General features: G+C 42.8%; 12 protein-coding genes. All 12 read left to right on the forward strand.

The annotated features are described in order from the left end of the window. The first annotated feature begins 83 nt into the window (after positions 1-83). The 12 genes from AC3WJJ_RS00595 to AC3WJJ_RS00650 all read left to right on the forward strand — a co-directional run bounded on the left by AC3WJJ_RS00595 (position 84) and on the right by AC3WJJ_RS00650 (position 15,537). Positions 84-956 (forward strand): helix-turn-helix domain-containing protein, encoded by an 873-nt coding sequence (locus tag AC3WJJ_RS00595; protein WP_492537055.1) that lies wholly within the window; start codon positions 84-86, stop codon positions 954-956. Between the two features lie 111 nt (positions 957-1,067). Next, positions 1,068-1,943 carry a phytanoyl-CoA dioxygenase family protein gene (locus AC3WJJ_RS00600; protein WP_492537057.1) on the forward strand — a complete coding sequence of 292 codons (876 nt, stop codon included), beginning with the start codon at positions 1,068-1,070 and terminating at the stop codon, positions 1,941-1,943. Positions 1,944-2,198: 255 nt separating this feature from the next. After that, positions 2,199-3,389, forward strand: coding sequence for a glycine C-acetyltransferase (locus AC3WJJ_RS00605; RefSeq protein WP_492537059.1), 1,191 nt, complete (start codon positions 2,199-2,201; stop codon positions 3,387-3,389). 15 nt (positions 3,390-3,404) lie between these two features. Beyond that, the gene (locus AC3WJJ_RS00610) at positions 3,405-4,373 is read left to right on the forward strand and encodes an NAD-dependent epimerase/dehydratase family protein (protein WP_492537061.1); all 969 of its coding nucleotides are present in this window, start codon (positions 3,405-3,407) and stop codon (positions 4,371-4,373) included. 34 nt (positions 4,374-4,407) lie between these two features. Next, a complete protein-coding gene (locus AC3WJJ_RS00615; RefSeq protein WP_492537063.1) occupies positions 4,408-4,977 on the forward strand; it encodes a helix-turn-helix domain-containing protein in 570 nt (189 codons plus the stop codon). Positions 4,978-5,267: 290 nt separating this feature from the next. Continuing rightward, positions 5,268-6,872 (forward strand): extracellular solute-binding protein, encoded by a 1,605-nt coding sequence (locus AC3WJJ_RS00620; RefSeq protein ID WP_492537064.1) that lies wholly within the window; start codon positions 5,268-5,270, stop codon positions 6,870-6,872. 132 nt (positions 6,873-7,004) lie between these two features. Continuing rightward, positions 7,005-7,895 carry an ABC transporter permease gene (locus tag AC3WJJ_RS00625; RefSeq protein WP_422661478.1) on the forward strand — a complete coding sequence of 297 codons (891 nt, stop codon included), beginning with the start codon at positions 7,005-7,007 and terminating at the stop codon, positions 7,893-7,895. 14 nt (positions 7,896-7,909) lie between these two features. After that, on the forward strand, positions 7,910-8,788 hold the full coding sequence (locus AC3WJJ_RS00630; protein ID WP_492537066.1) for a carbohydrate ABC transporter permease: 879 nt from the start codon (positions 7,910-7,912) through the stop codon (positions 8,786-8,788). Positions 8,789-8,798: 10 nt separating this feature from the next. Continuing rightward, positions 8,799-10,499 (forward strand): alpha-L-fucosidase, encoded by a 1,701-nt coding sequence (locus AC3WJJ_RS00635; protein WP_492537068.1) that lies wholly within the window; start codon positions 8,799-8,801, stop codon positions 10,497-10,499. Positions 10,500-10,594: 95 nt separating this feature from the next. Continuing rightward, positions 10,595-12,967 (forward strand): helix-turn-helix domain-containing protein, encoded by a 2,373-nt coding sequence (locus AC3WJJ_RS00640; protein ID WP_492537070.1) that lies wholly within the window; start codon positions 10,595-10,597, stop codon positions 12,965-12,967. Positions 12,968-13,002: 35 nt separating this feature from the next. Further along, positions 13,003-14,175 (forward strand): glycoside hydrolase family 88 protein, encoded by a 1,173-nt coding sequence (locus tag AC3WJJ_RS00645; protein WP_492537072.1) that lies wholly within the window; start codon positions 13,003-13,005, stop codon positions 14,173-14,175. Between the two features lie 123 nt (positions 14,176-14,298). Beyond that, positions 14,299-15,537 (forward strand): alpha-L-fucosidase, encoded by a 1,239-nt coding sequence (locus AC3WJJ_RS00650; RefSeq protein ID WP_492537074.1) that lies wholly within the window; start codon positions 14,299-14,301, stop codon positions 15,535-15,537. Positions 15,538-15,575: the final 38 nt, after the last annotated feature.

Genomic DNA, 15,575 nt, shown 5'->3' on the forward strand with positions numbered 1-15,575 from the left:
AATCAACATAAAGAAAATTATGTAAACTAATAGTGACTTGTTGTACCTATGTAAGCAGGGAGTTAGGCAGGAGGAACTCAACAATGGATCTTAGGCTAAAAGCAGGCAATCACAATATTGCTGTTGATTTTATTAGCACCCGTCATATTAGCGGTAGAAAAGGAAGGATCACCGGTTTACACAGCCACCCGGTCTTTCATCTCATGTTTATCACCGAAGGTGAGGGACGTTTTCAAGTTGGCGAGACGTTTACGGAAGCGAAGGAAGGAATGCTTTATGTCATCGATCCGAATGTACCACATCAGTTTTATGCTAGTGAGGACCAACCACTTTCAAATTATGAATCCACCTTTTTGTTGCTTGATGAAATCGGAGAACCATTAACAATGAGCTTTACAGAACTAATTACACTTGATGAAGAGTTTGTTAAACAGCCTATTCCACTGCATATCCCGGTAACGCTTCAGCCTCTTCTTGTGGATGGCTTTCAAAATGTTATCGATGCACAAAAGTCGAAAGATTCGTTAAACAGAAGGGTAATAACATTGATAGATCTCATGTTTCGAACGATAGATGTGCTTCTGAGGATGCGCGGCGGGAGCGATGCCGATAGAGGTGAGAAAGCTTTCCATGTTGTAGCCCGACTGAAGCAGCTTTTCCAAGCAAATGTACACCGTAATGTTTCACTGCAGGAGATGTCTCAGTTTGTTCACCTGTCTCCCAATTACTTGTGCCGCTTATTCAAACGTGAGACAGGGATGCCACCACAGCAGTTTTTCTTGCAAATGAAGATGGAGGAAGCGATGAAACAGATGCTTTACACCGATTTACCGATATATTTGGTTGCTGATCATTTGGGTTTTGAAAATGCGACTTATTTTACGCGATTATTCCGAGCTAAAACGGGTATGTCACCTTCCGAGTATCGGAAGCAGGGGAGGCAGCTTGAAGGATAATATAATTCAAGTTCAAGATAAGATCGATCATTCTATCATCATCCAACTCGCTTTATACTGAACTCATGAAAGGGCTTACCTAAGACCCTTGTTATGAGGAGGCTTGAAGAGATGTTATTGTCTCAAGAACAAATTGATCAGTATCATATTAACGGTTATGTCGTTGTTCAAAATGTGTTAACTGAAGAAGATTTGGCACCGGTTATTTCAGCTTATGCTGAGTTTATCGATCGCCGAGCACAAGAGTTGAAGGCGGAAGGGAAGATTAAGAATCTCTTCGAGGACGAACCATTTGAAAGACGGTTCGCTAAGCTTTTTGCCGAAAGTCAAGAAATTCAGTACGGTTTAGATATCATGGAGGCACGATTAGAACCGATGTTCAATTTTCTCCGTAACGACAACTTGCTTGATGTAGTTGAGAGTCTTCTCGGCAAGGAGATTACGTGTAACCCAATTCAACATATACGAGGTAAAGTGCCTGCAGAGATTCATAGCGGACCAAGCTCTTTAAATGTTCCATGGCATCAGGATGCTGCCGTTACGACTGAAGAAGCAGATCAATCCGATATTATTACGTTTTGGCTCCCTCTTGTTGACGCAGTTGCCGAAACAGGCTGTATGGAAGTAATCCCTGACGTATGGAAGCAAGGTGAATTGAAACACTATTCCAATGGTGGGACTACGATTGTACCTGAACAAATGCCAAAAGCTAATCCTGTACTTGTACCGTGCTTAAAAGGTGGAATTGTCATAATGAACAAGTATACACCTCATCGTGGAACGTGGAATGTATCTGATATCGTGAGATGGAGCATTGATCTGCGTTACCAAAGAACAGGGGAACCAACAGGCCGACCATCCCATCCCGATTTTGTCGTTCGCAGCGAAGCGAATCCAGATAGCGTATTAAATGATTATAAGCAGTGGTGTGAGATGTGGAAAGAAGCTCTGTCTACCAACACAGGTCAAAAACTGCATCGTGTATGATATGAGCTTAAACTTAAAGGTGTAACATCAAATGATCATAATAAAGCTGCTTGCAGGTTCATACCTGACAAGCAGCTTTTTCTATTATGAGCGCTTAACCGCACCAGCTGCAATATCGAAGACGCATTGTTTACTCTTTGGTGTGTAGTGTGCAATATAACATTTTTTTGTATGTCATATTGCATTTTTGAATGTTATTGCATACAATAACAGGGAATAGGTCCACCAAAATTTATAAAGTGGGAGGAATTTCATATGGCTAGTCAATCATTAACCTCTTATTTACAACACAATCTCGAGGAATTAAAAAATCAAGGTCTTTATAATACAATCCAGCCTCTTGAAAGTCCGAATGGTCCATTGATACAAATAGGGGGCCGCGAATTCGTGAATCTATCCTCCAATAATTATTTAGGATTGGCGAATGATGATCGGTTGAAGGAAGCTGCAATAAAGGCAACTAGACAATACGGTACAGGTAGTGGAGCAGTGCGCAGTATTAACGGTACACTTCAGATCCATACAGAACTTGAGGAGAAGCTAGCACAATTTAAAGGAACGGAAGCTGTTCTAGCTTATCAGTCTGGATTTAATTGTAATATGGCTGCTATATCTGCCGTTATGGGTGCAGGGGATGCAATCCTCTCAGATGAGCTCAATCATGCTTCCATCATTGATGGATGCCGTCTTACGAAAGCAAAAGTTATTCGCTTCAATCATTCAGATATGGAAGATCTGCGTAATAAAGCTAAGGCTGCAAGGGAGTCTGGTCAATATGAGAAGATCATGGTCATTACAGACGGTGTATTCTCAATGGATGGAGATATTGCAAACCTTCCTGAAATCGTTTCCATTGCGGATGAATTTGATCTTATCACATATGTCGACGATGCGCATGGTTCAGGAGTACTGGGTGGTGGTGCCGGGACAGTGAAGCATTTTGGGCTATCTGACAAGATCGACTTCCAAATTGGAACGCTATCGAAAGCTATCGGTGTTGTTGGCGGATATGTAGCAGGTTCACGTGAATTAATTGATTGGCTCAAGGTACGAAGCAGACCATTCTTGTTCTCAACAGCACTCCCTCCAGGAGCGGTGGCTGCATGTATTGAAGCGGTGCATATTTTGCAGGATAGTAAAGATCTCCAGGAGCAACTATGGAAGAATACGAAATATTTGCAAGAAGGGCTACGAAATCTAGGCTTTTCCATTGGCAAAACAGAGACTCCGATCACACCATGTATTATTGGAGATGAAGCAGCAACTCAGAAATTCAGTCAGCGGCTGTATGAAGAAGGTATTTATGCTAAATCGATTGTTTTCCCAACCGTACCTAAGGGTACGGGCCGCGTCCGCAACATGCCAACGGCAATTCATACCCAAGAGATGCTGGATCGCGCACTTACCGCATACGAAACGATTGGACGCGAATTAGGTCTGATATAACAGGGGGAGTCTGCTATGAAAAGAATTATGATAACAGGTGCATTAGGTCAGATTGGGTGTGACTTGGTAACGAAGCTCAGACAGATTTACGGTGACGAAGCCGTTCTTGCCACTGATATTCGAATGACAGATAACGATGCCTGTCAATCGGGTCCCTTTAAAATACTAGATGTAACAAATAATACTTCATTTTATGAGACAGCAAGTGAACATCGAGCAGACACCATCATCCATCTTGCTGCCCTTCTATCTGCAAAAGCAGAGCATGATCCTGCCCTGGCATGGCGCTTAAATATGGGAGGATTACTTAGTGGTCTTGAAACCGCGCGAGAACTTTCCTGCCAATTTTTTACTCCAAGTTCTATTGCTGCATTTGGTTCGGATACACCGAAGAAAGGAACGCCGCAAAACACGCTTCAACGTCCTCATACCATGTATGGAGTTAGTAAAGTGGCTGGAGAACTGTTGTGCGACTACTATTTCTATAAGTATGGGGTAGATACTCGCGGTCTTCGTTTCCCAGGACTCATATCTCACTCGGCGCCCCCTGGAGGTGGAACAACCGATTATGCGGTTGACATCTATAGAGCGGCTGTCAGTGCTGGAAGATATACTTCTTATATTAAGGAGGGAACGTTCCTTGATATGATGTATATGCCGGATGCGGTCCGGTCAATCATCACTTTAATGGAAGCAGATTCAACCAAACTGAAGAATCGTAATGCTTTTAATGTGACCGCAATGAGTGTTGATCCAGAGACGATAGCAGCGAGCATTCGCAGACATATACCGGATTTTGTTCTACGCTATGAAGTGGACCCGATCCGTCAGAAGATTGCGGAAGAGTGGCCGGATTCCATCGATACAACAGCATCGCGCGAAGAATGGGGCTTTGATGTACAATATGATTTAGACCATATGACCGATGATATGGTATCAAAGCTTACGCAGAAGCTGCAAACAGGTCAGACGAAGATCAGTTAATAGCAGCGGGTATTAGAAGGAGGCAGTTGATCGATTGGAACCGATTCATAAAAAAGTAGGAAAAAATCTACAAGCGATCCGTAAATCAAGAGGCTTAAGCCTGGATAACGTTGCTGGATTAACAGGTGTAAGTAAAGCGATGCTTGGACAAATCGAACGTGGGGATTCGAATCCAACAATTTCGGTATTGTGGCGGATCGTTAATGGGCTGAGTATTTCTTTTACAGCTCTTATTGAAGAGGCAGAGGTCGATGTAGATGTTGTATCACCAGACGATATCGAGCCTTTTCTAGAGGAAGAAGGAGCTTACCGTTCCTATCCTTTGTTCGCTTATAACTTAAGAACGAAATTCGAATCTTATATGGTTGTCATGGAACCGAACTGTGATTATGGATCGGAAGCGCATAATGAGGGAGTTGAAGAATATATCTTTGTGCATCAGGGGGAGCTTGAATTGTGGGTTCATGACGAGAGCTATATCGTTCCAGCAGGGAATTCCGTTCATTTTGCTGCAAACCGTCCACACCGCTACCGCAATCCGGGTAAAGAGATAACGAAATTCTATACCGTCATTTATTATGCAGATGCCGCTGCTCGCGGGTAAACACTTTATGAACTCGTTATTTCTAATTGGATAAACAGAATTGATGCCGCCCGTAATACAATAGAGCCCGATGTGATCAGTCGGCTGTATTGTGTTACGGGCGGCTGTTCTATCTTAAATAAAGTCAGACAAATATTAAGTTTAATCAGTAGGTCAGCTTAAGTTTATACTGCACAATCAGAAAACACAGCAGTGTTCAAGCATCAAAATCATCTGTAAAGTAGGTGAATAACAAACAATCAAATCAAGATTTAAAGTAACGAAAATGAAAAGGGAGGCGAATGATGTTTATGAAGCAAAAGTTTAAGCCATTTTGGATCGTTATGCTTACGGTTGTCATGGTCATGACTGCAGCAGGCTGTAATGGTTCATCAGGAGAAAAACCAAAGACAGCGGAAGATTCTGAATCTCCGTCTGCGCTGACGAATTTAACCTATTGGGTTCAAATGGTTACTCAAGTATCAGCGACTATGAAAAGTTACAATGACATCGAAGCATACAAAGAGCTAGAGAACGTAACTGGCGTGAAGGTGGATTTCCAGCATCCACCACAGGGTCAACAGGCAACAGAGCAATTCAATCTAATGATGACATCGAATAAGCTCCCCGATGTAATCGAATATTCATGGGTTGGGTATCCAGGTGGTCCTGAAAAGGCAATCAAAGACGGGAAAATCATTAGACTCAATGATTTAATTGATAAGCATGCTCCAAATTTTAAGAAGGTCCTAGAGGAACATCCTGAATGGAAGAAGGAGATCATGACTGATGACGGCAGCATATATGCGTTCCCGTTCCTTCGTACTGACGACAAACTTAAAGTGTTTCTGGGACCTACAATTCGCCAGGATTGGCTTGATAAGCTAGGACTTCAAATGCCTACAACCATAGATGAATGGTACGCCGTTTTGAAAGCGTTTAAACAGAAGGATCCGAACGGTAACGGAAAGCCAGATGAGATACCGCTGTACTTGGCAAAAGGGGATGTTGACACCACCACTGCATTTCTTGGTGCATGGGGGATTAATGCTGGATATTATCAAGAGGCTGGACAAGTGAAATACGGCCCAATAGATCCAAAGTTCAAAGAGTTTCTGACACTTATGAATGCGTGGTATAAGGAAGGATTGATCGATCAAGATTTTGCGACGACTGATGACAAAATGCTTGAGGCAAAAATCACGGGTGGACAGATTGGGTCTGCTGTTCTTTATACAGGTAGTGGGATTGGCAAGTACGGTACGCTGATGAAAGAAAAGGATAAAGACTTTAGGCTGATCGCCGCTCCGTATCCTGTCATGAACAAAGGTGACAAGCAGATTTGGGGTTACAAGGATCCAGCATATACTGGCATTGGAGCAGCGGTTACGACGAGTAATAAAAACCCGATCGAAACCGTCAAATGGCTTGATTATGCATACTCTGAGGAAGGCACGTTGTTATTCAATTTTGGTAAAGAGGGCGTTAGCTACACGATGGAAGACGGGAAGCCCGTATTTAAGCCCGAAGTGAAGAATGATCCATCTGGACTACCGCTGATTCAATCGATGTCTAAGCACAACCGCGCTACCTTCAGTGGACCGTTTATGCTTGATATACGGTTTGATGAACAATATACAACGGAGCCAGATCAATTGGAATCCAAGATCATATGGGCAGAGCCAACCATGGAGAAAAAGATGCCGCGAACGACTCCGACACAATCGGAGAGTAGTCGCTATGCATCCATTATGACGGATATAAACACTTACAAGGACGAGATGTACTTGAAGTTTGTCATGGGTGCAGAGTCTTTGGATAACTTTGATAAATATGTTAAGACGATTCAAAGCATGGGTTTGGAAGAAGCGCTAAATATTCAGCAAAAAGCTTTAGAGCGTTACGCAAAAAGGTAATCTAAATGGGAGCGGGAGAAATGATTGTCTCACCCGCTCTTGAGCGAACTATTTTTCTGGAAGGGAGGAAGCAATTTGTCTAGTGTACAGAACCATTCCCTTAGGCAGCGTAAAGGAAAATGGACAACGATAATGAAGGACCTTAGACGTAACAAATATGTTTATATATTGGCGCTTCCTGTTATTTTGTACTACGGTATTTTTCATTATGGACCGATGTATGGTCTACTGATGGCTTTCAAGGATTTCAGTGTTGCCGATGGGATCTGGGGGAGTAAATGGGTCGGATTTGATCATTTTCGTAACTTCTTTCAGAGCTATTATTTCGACCGTCTTCTCCGCAACACCATACTGATCAATATTTATGAGCTCATCTTTGCGTTTCCCGCTCCAATTATTCTCGCACTTCTTCTCAATGAAATCCGCAGCCGTTTATTTAAGCGGGCAGTCCAGACGATCACCTATCTTCCTCACTTCATCTCCATTGTTGTCGTGACTGGTATTATGTTTGATTTTCTCTCAAGAGATGGTTTGATTAATCAGCTATTAGGTTTTTTCGGTATAGAATCGATTCCGTTCATGAGTGAACCGGGGTGGTTCCGTACTTTATTTGTTGGCTCTGGTATATGGCAGGGTGTTGGATGGGGGTCCATTATTTATTTAGCAGCGATCGCCACGATTGACCCAACATTATACGAAGCAGCCAAGATGGACGGTGCAGGACGCTGGAAACAGATGCTTCACATTACGTTACCGGGTATGTTACCAACCATCATTATCATATTCATTCTCAATATGGGTTCTATGCTCAGTGTAGGTAGTGAGAAGGTACTGCTGATGTACAGCCCGCTTACCTATGAAACCGCGGATGTTATCTCTACGTTTGTCTATCGGCGTGGGGTTCTGGAGACGGATTATGGATTTACAACCGCTGTTGGTTTGTTCAACTCCGTTGTTAGCTTTATCTTACTTGTCCTGGCGAATTCGATCAGCAAGCGGGTCAGTACCCATAAACTGTGGTAGGAGGGCCGAATCGAATGGTAAATAAATTATCCACCGGAGAAAAAATATTCTCGTGTATGAACGTGTTGATCATGATCGGTCTCTGTTTCCTTACCTTATACCCGTTCTTGTATGTTGCTTTCGCTTCGATGAGCGATCCTAGCGCATTAGCGCAGCATCGCGGCTTGCTGCTCGCGCCGCTAGATATTGATTTTGGTGCTTATAAAGCAGTGTTTGAAAATCCGATGATCACGACAGGGTACCGTAACACGCTCATCTATGTTGTGGCAGGTACGATTATCAACCTGATTGCTACAGCTATAGGTGCTTATGTGCTGTCGCGTAGAGACTTGTATTTCAAGAATATACTGGTGATGCTTATCGTAATCACGATGTTCTTCGGCGGAGGGCTTATTCCGACTTATCTCTTAATTAATAACTTAGGCATGTTGAATACCATTTGGGCAATGCTGATTCCTGGCATGATTGGCACATTCAATATGATCATTATGCGGACTGCTTTTCAGTCCGTTCCAGCGAGTTTAGAGGAATCCGCCAAGATTGATGGCGCTAATGACTTGATCATCCTGTTTCGAATTATCATTCCACTGTCGATGCCCGTTATTGCGGTCATGATATTATGGTACGCTGTCGGACACTGGAATTCGTATTTCGGAGCGCTGATTTATCTGAGAGATCGGGAGCTGTTCCCGCTTCAATTGGTGCTTCGCGAGATTCTGATCACGAATACAACGGATAGTATGATGACTGAAGCATCAGGGGATAAGATTGCCATCGCAGACACGATCAAATATGCGACGATCATCGTATCTACACTTCCCATTTTGATTCTGTATCCATTTCTGCAGAAATATTTTGTTAAGGGTGTATTGATTGGTGCCATTAAAGAATAGGAGGGTGATCATGGTTAATTCTTTGGAATCTTCATTAGAACGAAGTAGTCGAATGGAGTGGTGGAAGGATGCTAAATTTGGCATGTTTATTCACTGGGGCGTGTATTCCGTGCTTGGAAAAGGGGAATGGGTCATGTATGCCTCTAAAATCCCTGTTCAGGAGTATGAATCAGTTGCTGCAAAGTTCGATCCGCATCAATTTAACGCCAAAGAGTGGGTAGCATGTGCCAAAAGAGCCGGCATGAAATATATCGTCATTACAGCGAAACATCATGATGGATTCGCCATGTACCATTCACATTCGGATCCATTCAATATCGTGGATGCATCTGCGTTTGGGCGAGATCCGCTGAAAGAACTGTCCGAAGCATGTCGTGAGGAGGGAATAGTACTATGCTTCTATTACTCCCATGTCATTGATTGGCATCATCCTCATGCCCTACATGATACGTATAATAATTTATGGGATTATGAATTGGAGAAAAAGGCTTTCTTTAGTTATTGGAATAACAAAGCGAAAGGACAAATACGTGAATTGCTTACCGAATATGGCCCTGTTGGTCTCCTCTGGTTCGATACGTCAGGGGGCTTATCGAGGAAAGAGAGCGAAGCCATCGTCAACATGATCCGGGAGCTTCAGCCGAACTGCTTAATTAACAGCCGGGTAAGTCATTGGCCAGATTTTGGTGATTATCAATCAAAAGGGGATAATGAAATCCCGATGAATGGTGAAGAAACTCGTGAATGGGAGACACCGATGACCCTGAACCAATCTTGGGGCTATAGCATGAAGGATCAAGTATGGAAATCTACAGCCTCCCTCATTCGTAAACTGGTTCATATCGTAAGTAAGGGGGGGAATCTTCTGTTAAATGTAGGGCCAACGGACACAGGAGTAATTCCTGTGAATTCCATTGATCGTTTGGAAGAAATAGGCGCTTGGCTTGATCGTAATGGTGAGGCGGTATACGGCACAAGTGCAAGTCCGTTTCCGTATGAGTTCGAATGGGGAGCCATTACTGTGAAAAAAAAGACAATATTCCTGCATGTATATCATTCTGAATGGCCTATTGAGGGCTTAGTACTTAATGGACTGAAGTCTAAGGTAAACAGAGCTTTTGTATTGTCTGACCAGACTCGTCATCCGCTGGTAGTGAAGCAGCACTTTTGCCCTGAGACAGATCAGCATGTGATGCGAGTAGAACTACCCGAACTTACATCAGAACAATACGTATCAGTTATAGCGCTCGATGTTGAAGGTGAAATCCAAGTGGATTCAAGTTTTATACAACAGGCGAAGGGCTCAGTTAAGCTCGATTTGGTGTTATCTGATATCACTGAGGGCGATGAAATGAACGTTGCAAGGTGGACATTTAAGGTGGCAGGATCAGGTGTATTTGAAGTTGAGCTTATCAATTTCGTCAGAACAGGCACAGATTGGGCTAAAGAATATGATCATGAGGTGATCATTCAAGCAGCTGATCAGAGATTGGCCACTATACCGAAGGAAGATTTGATTGTCATTGAATCCATATCTTGTCAACACCCTTATACCGAGGTTCGTTCTACACTTGGGCGAATTGTGATCGATACACCGGGATCTTATGAGTTAATGCTATCGAGCAAACATGTGAAGCCTAAAGCGAAAGGGCCGGAAATATGGCAAGCGGCAGCAGTCAAGCTTCGTTCTGTTCGATTAATTCAACTTTAAAGTACATTGTATTCATGATTTAAAGGGATGGGGAGGCAGCTTGGCGAAGGATTCAAGATGATAGGTTTCCATTTATTTTCTTGGAGGAGTGCTTCATGATCTCTATATCCCGCCTTCTGAACGGTAAGCGAAAAATTAGCCGGAGACGTGTCTTAAAAACGATGATCGTTTCGTATATGTTTGTCCTTTTGCTGCCTATGATTGTAGGGTTCTTCCTATATGAGCAGGTGGAGAACGTGATGGAAAATAATGCGGAACGTTCGAATTCGGCGATGCTGGAACAACTTCGTCTTTCCATGGACAGTAAGCTTAAAGAAGTAGATATACTGGCCAAGCAGATTGTATTTAATTCCAAATTGGCTTATCTGCTTAATCTCAATCGCAATGATTCTTCAGAATCTTATAAACAGGTGGAGTTCATCCGTGATTATCTTAGTCGTTACCAATCGTTTGTAAGCGGATTCATATATGACTTTTACATTCATTTGCAAGCAGGAGAAGTGATTCTAAAACCCGGTTTACGGACCGATTCACAGTCATTCTACGATAAATACTACAGATTTAAAAATATGAATATTGAGACATGGAAAAAAGAGATTCTTGGCACTTATTATAACGGGTCATATCTACCATCAGAGGTGTTGCTTCAGGATCCTAATAATGGAGATGGCCATCCGACAGAAGTAATCACGTACGTACAGACCCTTCCGATTCATGAAGTTTCTGCAATAAGGGGCTCCCTCGTTATATTGATCGATGGCGAGCAGATCCAAGAGATGTTCCAGCAGATCGAAACCGCTTATGATAGTGAACTTTATATTATCGATCGGAACAACAAAGTTATAGCAAGTTCAAGATCGGTTTCAGAATTATCTAGTCAGATCACATCGAGGCTGACAAGCACCTCGGGATTGTTTAAAGAAACGTTAAACGATACGGATCGTATGGTGACATTCACCGAATCCAAAGAGGCGGGCTGGTATTATGTATCGGTGATGCCTATGGACAGTTTCATGCAACGAGTGACACAAATTAAGAACATGGCTTTGTTGATGTTCATCATATCCCTTGTTATAGGGGGACTCATCGCATGTTGGTTCGCATATCGTCAATATAGCCCGTTGAAGCTGGTTGTGGATACGATTTTGCGCGGGAAACAAGTGCAAAGTAAACCAGACGCTAACGAATATGATTTCATACTGCAGACCATTGAGGGTTCTTTTCTTAACGAACGACATTTAAGTGAACGACTGTTTCAGCAAACACCGGTTGTTCGTGCCAACTTCTTACAGAAGCTCATTCGTGGATATATCGATCTTGATGAAGTAAGGAAGAAAGAAGAGTCTTCCCTCTCCTTGATGGGAATTCATTTCATATCTGACACATTTGCAGTGATTCTGGTTCGAGCAGCAGATATCAGCCAGCTGTTTCCGGAGCAATCGGAGCAAGACTGGACCAATATTCGATTTATCATCTCGAATATTGGCTCAGATATGGCTAGTACGATTCATCAGGGCTTTTCGGTCGAGTTGGAACGTGATCAGGTTGCGATCTTGGTCAATTTTGATGAAATAGATCGTTCAGAGACTGATTGCTTCCTGCAAGATATGGCTAGAAAACTTCAGGATATACTTGTGGAACGCTTTCGTCTTTCGGTTACGATTGGGGTAAGTTGTGTTCATCAAGGAAAAAGCGAGATCGGAGGCGCATATTTGGAAGCGGTGGCTGCACTCGATTATGAGATGTTCAGTGGGAAAGAAACCATTACTCATTTCGGAGCTATACGGGATTTTAAACATCATTACTACTATCCTATCGATTTCGAGATCCAACTCGTTAACCATGTGAAGAGCGGTGACACCGAAAATGTCGGGAAGCTGCTGGATAAAATATATGCGATGAATTTCAGTTCTGCAGGCTTAACACCAGAACTAGGCAGATGTCTCTTTTTCAATATAATAAGTACTTTTCTGAAAATCATGAATTTGACCAACACCGACCATGAACGCTTGCTCGGACCTAGCTTTGATCCTGTAAAGCATATATTCTCTTGTACAACAGCGGATCAGATGCATGCTGAAACCAAGCGGTTATACGATCAACTGACACGTCTGTTTCGAACGGAACACAGCAATCATAGCAAGCAACTGTCAGAGGACATTATGGTATTTATCGATCACCATTTAACAGACCCTGGTCTTGGGCTAACCATGATTGCAGACCATTTCGGTATGACACCTCAATACATCTCATCATTCTTTAAGAAGATAAACAATTTCAATATCACCGACCACATTACTCGTGAACGAATTAATACTGCCAAGCGATTGATGGAGAACTCGGATATGACAAATACACAGCTTGCCCAAATGGTGGGTTACACAAACGATGTTGTGTTCATTCGAGCATTTAAGAAACTTGAGGGTGTAACGCCAGGTAAATATCGGATGAGTGCAAGTGGCGAATAATTTGCGATCGAGAGAGAGGAGTATCATATAGAATGATGGAACAAATATGGGAACCTTTGAAATATGATGAAATTACAGTCTGGACGAAACAAAAGGTTGAATCAGCAATAGAATTTGTCCTTGAACGCATTGATCAAAATCTTGAGACGTTCTCTTTAAAATTCCCCGCTCCTGCAAGCCGAGGTAATATTTATGAACCCATTGGAAACACCGAATGGACCTCGTCCTTCTGGACAGGAATGCTATGGCTTGCTTATGAAGTGTCAGGGGATGAAAAATACCAAATGGCAGCGGAGAAGCAGCTCAAGAGTTATAAGAAGCGAGTAGACCAGCGAATTGCAACAGAAACACATGATCTTGGATTCTTGTACTCCCTATCCTGTATAGCTAGTTATAAGCTAACTGGGAATGAAGAGGCTAAACAGACAGCAATAGCAGCTGCTGATTTGTTGATGGAGCGGTATTTTGAGAAAGCAGGTATTATTCAAGCTTGGGGTAAGCTGGATAATCCATCTCAGCGCGGACGGATGATTGTTGATTGCTGCATGAATTTACCTTTACTATATTGGGCATCGGAGGAAACCGGAGATTCTAAGTATTATCATGCAGCACAGAGCCATGCAAGACAATCTGCCAAATATTTAATTCGAGAAGATACATCCACTTTTCATACGTATTATATGGATGTTGAAAGTGGTGAGCCTTTATACGGTCGAACAGCTCAAGGTTATGCGGATGACTCTTGTTGGTCCCGTGGTCAGACTTGGGCTATGTATGGCCTTCCGCTCAGTTATGTTTATACAAAGGATAGTTATTTACTTCATGATGCTGTACGCGTCACGAATTATTACCTGAATCGATTGCCTGAGGATTATGTCTGCTATTGGGATTTGATATTCACCGAGGGTGAAGAAGAGAGGGATAGTTCAGCAGCTGCGATATCGGTATGCGGTATGCTGGAACTTGCCAAACATCTGCCGTTCTCTCATTCGAATCGACGAATTTATGAGAATGCGGCACTAAGGATACTGGATTCTTTGACTGAAAATTATACAACTAAATCCTTACCTCATTCCAACGGGATACTAAAGCATGCTGTATATGGAAAGCCGCTTGGCAACGGAGTAAATGAATGCTGTATCTGGGGTGATTATTACTATTTGGAGGCTCTGGTAAGGGTTTTAAAAAACTGGGAAATGTATTGGTGAAAAAAGTCTAGGAAATACAATACATGATTATATTAAAAATGGTTGTAAGCGGTTTCCGAACGTCCTACAATAGGAAGCACAAGCGTGAACGCTTAGTAAATCACGAGAGAAGGTAGATGCAACATGACGATCCCGGTGCCATTACCGAGAATCGCGAATTTTGAGAAACAAGCTTTCGGTATGTTCATTCATTGGGGACTCTATTCACAGCTAGGGCAGGGGGAGTGGGCTCAGCATATTAAGGGAATTCCAATGGAAGAATATGCTTTGTTGAAAGATACCTTTTACGCAGATCAATTTGATGCAGATCGAATTGCAATGACAGCCAAAAACGCGGGTATGAAATATATTGTACTAACAACTCGGCATCATGACGGATTCTCTTTATATGATACACGCGGATTATCTGATTTCGACGCACCGCACAGCCCGGCTGGACGTGATCTGATCGCTGAATTCGTAGAAGGCTGTAGAAAAGCGGGAATTACCCCTTTCTTTTATCATACGACACTGGACTGGTACCAGCCAAGCTTCCAGAATGATTTTGATGCCTATTTAGAGTATTTACGTGCATCTGTTGAAGTTCTATGTACATATTACGGACCCATTGGTGGGTTATGGTTCGATGGTAACTGGAGTAAGCCTAACGCCGATTGGAAGCTTGACGAGTTGTATGGTACGATTCGCCGCTTACAGCCTGAAGCGATGATTATTAATAATACAGGACTTGATCATCGGGGTGAAATTGGTCATCCGGAGCTAGATAGTGTAACCTTTGAGCAAGGGCGTCCGTCAGCCATGAACAGGCAAGGCATGAGTAAATATGTAGCAGCAGAGATGTGTCAGACGATCAATGGACATTGGGGAATTGGCACGAATGATTTCTCTAATAAATCGACAGGTGAGTTAATTGAGAGTCTTTCGGCATGCCGAAAAGTAGGGGCTAACTACCTTCTCAATGTGGGGCCGACAGCAGGAGGACAAATTCCGAAGCTTCAGGAAGCAACACTTGAAGTTATTGGGGATTGGGTTCGTTTACACGAGAAACCGATTTATGAAGGCAAACCGAGTCAGATTAAAGGTGTCGGTGATAATTTTGCATTAGAGACAGAGGACGGAATCGCTTATTTATTCATCCATCATTTAGCTATCGATGGTCATGCCAATGTAACGATTGATGGCGGTGGTACTGGGCCTAAAGCGTTTAGTGGAGTTCACCGTCCTGTATCTAGTGTACGTTGGCTTGATAATGATGAAGAATTATCTTTTACACATGATCCTGAGTCTGGCCTATTATGCTTCCATGCTACTGGATATCCGTATGGCGATAATCTGGTTGTAAGGATTGCAGTCGTTTCTTAAAATGTTAACAAAGTGAAATTTAGGGCACTCCGTACAGC

It is taken from the genome of Paenibacillus sp. FW507-14B1B, assembly GCF_058781425.1.

Excerpts from the sequence above, each read along its gene's own strand:
- AC3WJJ_RS00595 (WP_492537055.1), top strand. The coding sequence starts at position 84 with ATGGATCTTAGGCTAAAAGCAGGCAATCACAATATTGCTGTTGATTTT.
- AC3WJJ_RS00600 (WP_492537057.1), top strand. The coding sequence starts at position 1,068 with ATGTTATTGTCTCAAGAACAAATTGATCAGTATCATATTAACGGTTAT.
- AC3WJJ_RS00605 (WP_492537059.1), top strand. The coding sequence starts at position 2,199 with ATGGCTAGTCAATCATTAACCTCTTATTTACAACACAATCTCGAGGAA.
- AC3WJJ_RS00610 (WP_492537061.1), top strand. The coding sequence starts at position 3,405 with ATGAAAAGAATTATGATAACAGGTGCATTAGGTCAGATTGGGTGTGAC.
- AC3WJJ_RS00620 (WP_492537064.1), top strand. The coding sequence starts at position 5,268 with ATGAAGCAAAAGTTTAAGCCATTTTGGATCGTTATGCTTACGGTTGTC.
- AC3WJJ_RS00625 (WP_422661478.1), top strand. The coding sequence starts at position 7,005 with ATGAAGGACCTTAGACGTAACAAATATGTTTATATATTGGCGCTTCCT.
- AC3WJJ_RS00630 (WP_492537066.1), top strand. The coding sequence starts at position 7,910 with ATGGTAAATAAATTATCCACCGGAGAAAAAATATTCTCGTGTATGAAC.
- AC3WJJ_RS00635 (WP_492537068.1), top strand. The coding sequence starts at position 8,799 with ATGGTTAATTCTTTGGAATCTTCATTAGAACGAAGTAGTCGAATGGAG.
- AC3WJJ_RS00640 (WP_492537070.1), top strand. The coding sequence starts at position 10,595 with ATGATCTCTATATCCCGCCTTCTGAACGGTAAGCGAAAAATTAGCCGG.
- AC3WJJ_RS00645 (WP_492537072.1), top strand. The coding sequence starts at position 13,003 with ATGGAACAAATATGGGAACCTTTGAAATATGATGAAATTACAGTCTGG.
- AC3WJJ_RS00650 (WP_492537074.1), top strand. The coding sequence starts at position 14,299 with ATGACGATCCCGGTGCCATTACCGAGAATCGCGAATTTTGAGAAACAA.